Below are 9232 nucleotides of genomic sequence, written 5' to 3'. Positions count from 1 at the left end.
CTGCCAAGATAAATTATCTATCTCAGCCCAGAATCGATGTCCTTTCTTGATAATGTGTCTTTCTGCTACTAACATATTATCCGTTGTCTTTTAACTCAGCGTCGGGTTTTGAAGGGTTGTCATCCGTTGTGATAATTGTACCAGAAGGCAATTGATAGCCTGTTAAATTCCCTTGTTTCCACCACCTCCAAGCCGTTCGATAACTTATTCCTGTTTTTTTGCCTAGTCCGATAGTTTTGTCTGTACATATTACCATGAATGACTATATATGACCATATTTGTATTTAAACTTTACAATACCCCAGTTTCCGCTGCCGCTAATTTTACCGGCGGCTTTTAACCGATATTTTAGTTAAGTTTTGAGTTATTATTGACCATTGGTTAGCGGTTGACAACATTTCTCCTCAGGCTGCCAATTCCCCGACTCTCCCACTTACTTTTTATTTTTTACTGACTCGTACCATGTTAGACCTAAAGCAAATTAGAGAAAATCCAGAGGAAGTGCAGAAACGCTTAGATAGTCGGGGAGGTAGTTATGATATTGCCCCTATTATCCAGTTAAATCAACAACAGAAGGCTTTAGAGTTAGAACGCAGCAGTTTACAGGCCCGGGGTAACGAAATCGGTAAACTGGTGGGACAAAAAGTGAAAAGTGGCAGCGATGTCAACAGTCCCGAAATTTTGGCAATGAAAACAGAAGGAAACGAGATTAAAAGTAAACTAGCTCAATTAGAACCGCAGGAAAAAGCCATTAAAGCGGCCATTGACCAAAAAATCTTAGATTTACCCAATTTACCCAGTGAAACCACTCCCATCGGTAAGGATGAACGGGAAAATGTCGAAGTCAGACGCTGGGGAGAAGAATATAAACCCACCAACCCGAATATTTTGCCTCACTGGGAAATTGGGGAAAAATTGGGCATTTTAGACTTTGAACGGGCAGTAAAGATCGCCCAGAGTCGTTTTGTTAATCTTATCGCCCTCGGGGCAGCCCTAGAAAGAGCTTTAATTAATTTTATGCTCGATCGCCATATTGTCGCCGGTTATACAGAAGTTTTACCGCCAATTCTGATCAATAGTGACTCCCTGCGCGGGACGGGACAACTGCCGAAATTTGCGGAAGAAAGCTTTAAATGTCGAGATGATGAGCTTTGGTTAGCACCAACGGCAGAAGTACCCGTAACTAACCTCTATCGCGATGAAATCCTCTCATCGGAGCAATTACCGATCAAACACTGTGCCTATACCCCTTGTTTTCGTCGAGAAGCGGGCAGCTATGGCAAGGATACGAGGGGCTTGATCCGTTTGCATCAATTTAATAAGGTGGAAATGGTCAAAATCGTCCATCCTGACGCTTCTGCTCAGGAACACGAAAGTTTAGTCGCTAATGCGGAGGCAATCCTGCAAGCTTTACAGTTGCCCTATCGCGTGATTGAATTGTGTACTGGTGACTTGGGTTTTTCGGCGGCCAAATGTTATGACTTAGAAGTGTGGCTACCTTCGGCTAATACCTATCGGGAAATTTCCAGTTGTTCTAATTTTAGAGACTTTCAGGCACGACGGGCAAATATTCGCTTTAAAGAAAAAGGACAAAAAGGCACTAATTTTGTCCACACCCTCAACGGTTCGGGATTAGCGATCGGTCGTACTATGGCCGCTGTCCTAGAAAATTATCAACAGCCGGACGGGACAGTAAAAGTGCCGGAAGTGCTGCAACCCTATCTAAAACGGGAAGTTATTTGTTAATTTTTCCTAAAAATACTTGACAAAATGTCTTTATAGGGGCTGCTGAATAAATCTAAAAACCTTGTTGGGTAAGACTTTTAGACCTTTTGTCAATCAAAAAGTACCGGATATGGGAGTGATCAGGGGGAAAATTCAGGTACTTTTTCCCTGAAAATTAGGTAGTTGACCACCTGAAAATCGGTAAAACCCTACACCCCACACCCCACACCCTGCCCCCAAGAAAAACTTTTTGCCGCAAACCCTATATAGTGCATTTGAAAAAGTTGCGCTTAACCCCACTCTAGAATTGCCTGTTTTAAGGCTCCTTCGGGCAAATTGGCGGGATCAAAAGACTCACCCGCTTCTATTCTGGCTAAAGCTTCAAAAAAAGCCCTCACACCACTGGCAGGTCCCGATGGGTGGTCCATAATTCCGGTTCCCGCATTGAGGATAACATTACGTCCGTAATCCCCAAGGACCTGGGGAACAATACCGGGACGAATACCGGCCGAGGGAACCGGAAAAACGTTTCTATCGCGCAAAATATCGCGAATTTTGCCCTCCTCCCGGGGATCGAAGGGTAAACTACCGTAAGCGGCGGGATATAGCACCGCATCGGCTCCTGCGTGGGCCATCATCGTCCCCAAAACCACAGAATAGGCTAATCCCGTATCAGTACCGGCACACATCGCCCCAGCAAAGGCAGGATGGGCGAAAATAGGAACATCGATCGCCGGATCACTGGCTAAAGCTTCTAAAACGGAAAAACCGTAGGTAAGAACGTTTAATAACAGGGCATTAGCCCCATGTTTCACCAATAAACGGGCTTTTCTCTGCAATTCGTCCGCTTTTCCAGTGACATTGACCGCATAGAGAACATTTCTACCGGTTTGCTGCCGCACTTCCTCCAAAACTCGGCGACAACAATCTAGGCGCTCGTGGGTGGGAGCCACGGGAAGATCCGCCATGATTTCATCATCTTTAATCACGTCTAAGCCAGCAAAAGCCACTTCTCGCAGGATATCGGCGTGATCTTGCGCTGATAGTCCTAAAGCGGGTTTAAAAATTGCCATAACTAGAGGTCGATCATAAACCCCCAAACGTTGCCTAATTCCTGTGATTCCCAGCTTGGCTTTTGTGCCGTAGCTTTCGGGGAGATACACCCCCACCACTTTTCCGGCTCCAGCCATGGAATATTTGCCGAAAATCATGGTTAAAAGACTGGCGATGTCATTTTCAACGTTTATCTGGGGAAAACGCACCCTAGCCACCTTATAACCGTCGGCTTCCTCCCTGATCCCCACCACTTCCGCTAGGTGTTGTTGCAGCTGCTCTTGACGATGACTGTGGCGCTCGCTCCAAGTGCCGGCGGTTTGACCGATAGCGATCGTTTTTGCCTGTTTTTCGGCATTAATAGCGGGCGGAAAGCGATAATCGACAATTATGGTCATAAAAGGTAAAAAAAGGGAGTGGGAATTATAAATTATAAATTATGAATTATGAATTGGGGAGGTGGGGAATTGGGGAGGTGGGGGAGGTGGGGGAGGTGGGGAAGTGGGGAGGTGGGGAAGTGGGGAGGTGGGGAGGTGGGGAAGTGGGGAATTGGGGAATTGGGGAATTGGGGAATTGGGGAGCCTTTTTTCAGTAAACAGTAATGGGTGAACTGACAACTGATAACTGATAACTGATAACTGATTACTGATTACTGATGGCTTCGATCGATTTTCTTAGCTATTGACAAGGGTTCCCCTAAAAGCCTACAAGTATTTTGGATAGGTATGGCCATTGAGGAACCGACCAAAATATGAAAATAAAGACAAGATTACGCGAATCGGGCAAATTTTTCTTAAAAAGCGGCGCTAGTATTGCCCTAGCACTATTTTTAATCTTAAGTCTGTTCACGGTTAAGGGGACTGCCCCTGCTCTGGCTGTGCTTGCTCAGGGTGATGCGGTAACGGATCCCACTGCTATTTTACGCAATGCCTTACCCATAGATAATAAACCAATTCGTCAAGTGCAACAATCGATCGAAGATATTGCCAAACATCTGCGGGCCAAGCGTTGGAGTCCGATTAAAAAAGATGTCAAGGATGCCAATTATGCCCTTTCTACCAAAAGCAAGGCTATCTTAGATAGTGTTCCCGAAGCCAGTAAAAGCCAAGGGGAGGAATTAATCGAAAAACTCAAAACGGGAGTGGCAGCCCTCGATACGGCCGTAGAAGCGAAGGATAAAGAGGCAGTTTGGTCAACCAGACGGGAATTGCTCAATCATATCACCGCTTTAGAAGAATTAATGGTGGTGGGTTTTCCCTTTAACGTTCCCCCGGAATACGCTAACTTGCCGCAATTGCGAGGACGTGCCACCATAGAGATGCAGACCACCAAAGGAGATTTAACCATCGTTGTGGATGGTTACAGCGCTCCGATTAATGGGGGTAACTTTGTGGATTTAGTCCAACGGGGTTTTTATGACGGTTTACCCTTTATTCGCAGCGAAGATAATTTCGTTGTGCAAACTGGGGATCCCGTCGGTGCAGAAGAGGGGTTTATTGACCCGAAAACTAAACAATATCGCTCTATTCCCTTAGAAATTTTGATTAAAGGGGAAGAAGAACCAGTTTATGGCAATACTCTCGAAGAATTAGGGATTTACTTACCCAGTCTCGCCTTACCTTTTAACGCTTTTGGTGCGGTGGCCCTAGCACGTCCGGATACTAATCCTAATGGAGGTTCCTCGCAATTCTTTTTCTTTAAATTCGATAATGAATTAACTCCTCCGGGGTTTAATCTCATGGATGGTCGTTATTCGGTTTTTGGCTATTTAGTCGAGGGAAAAGAGGTGTTAGAAGAACTTACCGATCAGGATAAGATTATCAGCGTTAAAGTGGTTTATGGCTTAAATAATCTCGTCCAACCTAGCTAGGGTGGGGGTTTTTAACTGGGTTTTGTTAAGGCACAGAGATTAGTATAGATAGGGGAAGCAGCTCAGATTCTGGGTACTTCCCCTGATACCCCTAGGGTCGTTTCATTCTCTCATCGGAATAAATATCTGAAAATTTTTCAAAACGTCGTGCTTTGTAGGGTTGATTCATGAATCAACCCTACCCTTAATCCCCCCTTGATCCCCCCTTAATCCCCCCTTGATAAGGGGGGTGCCTGACAACTTTTAACACCTACCCACTTAAGATTATTAATTCTGCAATCTATGGCCCTGATTATTATTGATTTGATGGCGGCAAAAGTTATTTAATTAACATCAGTTTTATCTAAGTTCCCCGTTCCCTTAATCCTAGTTTCATATCGTCAATCAGCAACGCCTAGGGAGAATTGGTTGATAGCCAAGGTCTAAGAGATGACAGAGTTGGTGATATAGTAACTAAAGATCACACTTAAATCTAACCTTGCCATAGATGCACAAATCTCGAATCTGGCAACCCCAAAAATCTCCCGTCTCTAACATCAGTTTTAGCGATGAAATGAGGTAAGAATTTTGACCAAAATACTTAGCGATCGCATTGCCGTTTATCTGCTCATCGGTGGACTCCTGTTTAGAATCATCATCGCCCTGGGGCTTTATCCGGGGTACGATGAGGCATATTATTACGTTTACAGCCATAATCTGGATTGGAGTTATTTCGATCATCCGCCAATAGTAGCGATTTCCACGGGTTTTGGGACTTGGATCACGGGATTAGTCAATCAATTTACCATTCGCTTCGGTACTCTCCTCCTCTATACTGGCAGCCTCTGCTTACTATATCTGACAGCTTTAAAATTGTTCAGTCTGCCGGTCGCCAGAATGACTTTAGCGATCGCCACTCTCATCCCCATCTATGGGATCGTCTTCGGGATTCTTTCGCAGCCAGATAGTCCTTTAATCTTTTTTTGGTCATTAACAGTCTATTTAGCTGCCCAAGAATTCTGGCCAATTCGGGGAAAAAACTATCATCCTAGCTATCGTCTCGCTTATATTGGACTTGCCGTAGGATTGGCGGTTTTAAGTAAATATCACGGCTTTATTTTGGGTTTTGGTTTAGTTTTATTTTGTCTGACTACTCCCCGCTATTGGCCTGTATTTAGATCCCCTTGGTTGGGATTAGGATTTATTCTCTTTTTGATAACTTTATTGCCGATTATCTACTGGAATATTAACCATGATTGGATTTCCTTTCGCTTTCATTTAGAAGACCGTTTTTCTGGAGAACCCAAAAACTTTAATATTCTCGGTATTCTCTCGGTTGTTGGCATTAGTATCGCCACGATGTTTCCTCCTTTCGGTTTGCCGATGTGGTGGGTGACATTTAAAAGCTTTGGCGAACAAATTCCTAACTTTATCTCGAAAAAAAGATTTTTTCATCGAGAAGAAGAATCCCTAAAAAAATGGTTAATTCTCTCGGTTTCTCTGCCTTTAATCCTGGGAATGCTTTATGTGGGTGCTTCCCATTATCTCGCCCCTAGTTGGATTTTACCCGGGTTCTGGTCCTGCACGATTTTATTAGGAGAAAAGGCCACTACTTGGCAGCAATCTTCTCGAATCTGGGTAAAAAGATGGTTATGGGGATCAGGAATTTTTCTCGTTACTGTTTTATCTATAGCAATGCTTCACGTTACTTTTGGCACTTTCCAAAAACCTAGTCAATACGCAATCTTTGGGGGAATTATTGCCCCAGAACAAGACCCTTCTCGGGAAATTGTCGATATCGATCAACTGCGCCAAGGCTTTGCTAATTCGCCCGAATTATTAGCACTATTAAAAGATTCTAGCTTCGTTTTTACCCATAGTTTTTATGTGACAGCATGGCTAGATATGGCTCTTTATCCCCTAGTTCCTATTCCCGTCACTTGTTTTAACAACGATCAAAGGGGTTATCAAATTTGGTTTAATCCTCAAGAATGGATCGGTAAAAATGGTTTATTAATTACTACAAATAGTTCTCTAGAAAGACCAGAAATAATCGATCGCTACCGTCCCTATTTCCAAGATATAACTAAAGTAGCTGTCATTCCGATCAAGCGCGGTGGTGTCGCCATCGAACAATTTCATGTTTACCAAGCTAAAGGACTAATTAAAACTTATCCTTAAAATAGATCAATTAGTTCATCAATACTCCTGATTTCTATCTTCTGAATTTTGTAAACTTTTTAACTTTTTACTTGGTAAATATGTCCATTCATCGAGTGCGTATTGCTAGAGATAAAGGGGAATTTGTCCAGTCCTTAGTTAATTTTAATCAGGGAATTGGTCCTTTTCAGACCTATGCTGATGTCATCGCTTTTGCGGCGGCTTTAGGGGTAAGATATCAAGAGAGGCTGGCCATAGAAAATGTAGCGAAGGAACCCTCACCTATTAACCTGGAAATTTTTATTTCTCGTGGCTACGATACCCTAATCAAATTATTGGCAGTCAATGAATTCCAAGACACGAAAATTCTTTCTCCCCACGGGGTAGATTCGGAAGCTTTGCGAGTGACAATTTTCGAGGAATATGCCAACGCTGGTTTAGCAAGATTAGAACGAGAATTGCGCGGTGCGGTGGATTATACTGAAAGATTATTGTTAATTATCAGTCAAGAACGTTTTCGAGAAATTACTGCCACAACCGAATTCGATTTAGGCAGATTTTTGTAGTAGAAATCTTATCCCTAACTCTCCTGACTCCTAACCCCACCAATAAACTTTTTCAGCAGACCCTACTTAGGGTTTGCTGAATAAATCTAAAAACCTTGTTGGGTAAGACTTTTAGACTTTTTGTCAATCAAAAAGTACCGGGCATGGGAGTGATCAGGGGGAAAATTCCTGGACTTTTTCCCTGAAAATTAGGTAATTGGCCCCCTCAAAACCGGTAAAACCCCACACCCCACACCCCACACCCCACACCCTGCCCCCAGGAAAAACTTTTTCAGCAGACCCTACTTATTACTGTAGTTTGGTATGGGCTTTTTTCTCATAGGTGCGTTCAAATTTTGTGCGGGTATAATTGGCGGCGATCGCTACTGCCAAAGCCAAAATTGCGAAAATAAGGGCAGTAATTTGATAGATAGACTGATTTGGGGATAAAATTGCCAGTAAAACTAATAATATCCCCATTAAAATCGCAATTTGTTTAGTTTTTACCATGTTTTCATGGGCATCGCTACAGGTGCGACAGTGGACAGTGTGACGAGAATAGCGATCGAGGGGTAAAGGATCGGATAAATCGATCGCCGTTGTCCGCTGGCTGGTGTAGCCTTGATAGTAGGGGAAAGAGTCCCCATAGCGATCGAACCATTGACGTAACTCAATCACCAAGGCATCGGAACTTTTTAAGGGTAAGTATAATTTTTGTAAACTATCTCTTGACTTTTCCACCATTTGCTGCTGACTTTGAATTAAAGGTAGATCATCTTCGAGGATGCGACTTTGACGCAGATGTTCCAACCAGCGCCAACGGTATTGACGGGAGTTAACGGCAAAATTTTGGTAACGTCGCATCAGTAAGCGAGAACGACCTTGACCCAGAGAAATCCCGTATAAAGCCAATCCAGCACACCAATCGGGATTAGGCAGAGAAAAACGATAATGAACGAGATTAGGGGCTATAAAATCCAGATATTTCCAGCTTTCTTGCGGATTGCGGCTATTGCGCCACTGACTGCGAATTCCTCGCGCCGAGATTTCGAGGATTTGGAAGGCTAACGGTTGAGCATTTTCCCGTTTTGCCCCGAATTCGCTGCGATCATGGCTAATATTAACATGGGCGGGATCGAGGAGATTTTCGAGTAAATAGCCCTGTTCATAGGGAAAATCGATGACATAATCGGTATAGACACAATTGGGGTCTTCTAGGTCTTTGATGATAGGAATATCGCTTTCTTTCGCTGTTTCCTCTTCTCCTAACCAAACCCAGAGGACTCCCTGACGTTCCATCACCCTATAGGATTTAACCTTGGCATTGCGGGGAATCGGGGTATTAACTGGCAGTTGGGGAATATGGGAACATTTTCCATCCGTCTCGAACTGCCAACCATGGTACAAACATTCTAAACGCCCAGCGATCATCTGTCCTGTGGAGAGTTTAGCCAAGCGATGGGGACAGCGATCAAGCAAACAGCCCCATTTTCCCTGTTGATCGCGAAATATTAGCAATGGTTGCCCATAAAGAGAGAAAGAGTAGGGATTTTTTTGCCAATCCTGCACGAATAACACAGGATACCAACAATTTTGGTAGTGAAAATAGTCATCCCTAGGCAGGGGTTGAGATTGATCGGCGCTTGTCATGGGGGTGAGAGAGAAAAAATATTGATCATGATCATAATATCGGTGCGGCCAATTGATCTCTGTCTTCCTACTAAGTAGCTGGTTATAATTAAATTAAAAATGGATTTTAGGTTCGATCCCCCCTGCCCCCCTTGATAAGGGTAGGGCTGTTTCATTCTCCCATCAGAATATCAAAAGTAAAAGCGATCACTATCAGGTAAAATGAGGAGTGACCGCCAACCTTTCAAATATATGTTGAGCTTAATAGAAA

Annotated in this window: 6 protein-coding genes; 4 read left to right on the top strand and 2 right to left on the bottom strand. The window is 43.6% G+C overall.

Annotated features, from left to right (window positions below):
• Positions 1–462 precede the first annotated feature (462 nt).
• Positions 463–1746: a serine--tRNA ligase gene (serS, locus tag LW728_RS20365; RefSeq protein WP_287767935.1), complete on the top strand. Its 1284-nt coding sequence runs from the start codon at positions 463–465 to the stop codon at positions 1744–1746.
• Positions 1747–2015: 269 nt separating this feature from the next.
• Here the strand turns inward: serS and LW728_RS20360 are convergent, their stop codons facing one another.
• Positions 2016–3176 (bottom strand): 2,3-diketo-5-methylthiopentyl-1-phosphate enolase, encoded by a 1161-nt coding sequence (locus LW728_RS20360; RefSeq protein ID WP_287667053.1) that lies wholly within the window; start codon positions 3174–3176, stop codon positions 2016–2018.
• A 353-nt stretch (positions 3177–3529) separates the two neighbouring features.
• Here LW728_RS20360 and LW728_RS20355 point away from each other — a divergent pair, with 353 nt between their 5' ends.
• The 3 genes from LW728_RS20355 to LW728_RS20345 all read left to right on the top strand — a co-directional run bounded on the left by LW728_RS20355 (position 3530) and on the right by LW728_RS20345 (position 7353).
• Positions 3530–4648: a peptidylprolyl isomerase gene (locus LW728_RS20355; RefSeq protein ID WP_287667051.1), complete on the top strand. Its 1119-nt coding sequence runs from the start codon at positions 3530–3532 to the stop codon at positions 4646–4648.
• 567 nt (positions 4649–5215) lie between these two features.
• Positions 5216–6808, top strand: a complete 1593-nt coding sequence (locus LW728_RS20350) for an ArnT family glycosyltransferase (RefSeq protein ID WP_002801871.1) — start codon at positions 5216–5218, stop codon at positions 6806–6808.
• A gap of 80 nt (positions 6809–6888) precedes the next feature.
• Positions 6889–7353, top strand: coding sequence for a DNA phosphorothioation-associated protein 4 (locus tag LW728_RS20345; RefSeq protein WP_287667048.1), 465 nt, complete (start codon positions 6889–6891; stop codon positions 7351–7353).
• A 288-nt stretch (positions 7354–7641) separates the two neighbouring features.
• On the opposite strand, the gene LW728_RS20340 is transcribed toward LW728_RS20345, so the two are convergent.
• Positions 7642–8982: an aromatic ring-hydroxylating dioxygenase subunit alpha gene (locus LW728_RS20340; protein ID WP_287767933.1), complete on the bottom strand. Its 1341-nt coding sequence runs from the start codon at positions 8980–8982 to the stop codon at positions 7642–7644.
• Between the last annotated feature and the right edge of the window lie 250 nt (positions 8983–9232).

Source organism: Microcystis sp. 49638_E5 (assembly GCF_021300285.1).
Taxonomy (GTDB): Bacteria; Cyanobacteriota; Cyanobacteriia; order Cyanobacteriales; family Microcystaceae; genus Microcystis; species Microcystis aeruginosa_C.
Note: the sequence above shows the minus strand (reverse complement) of the source record. Positions and strands in the feature narration are given on the sequence as shown.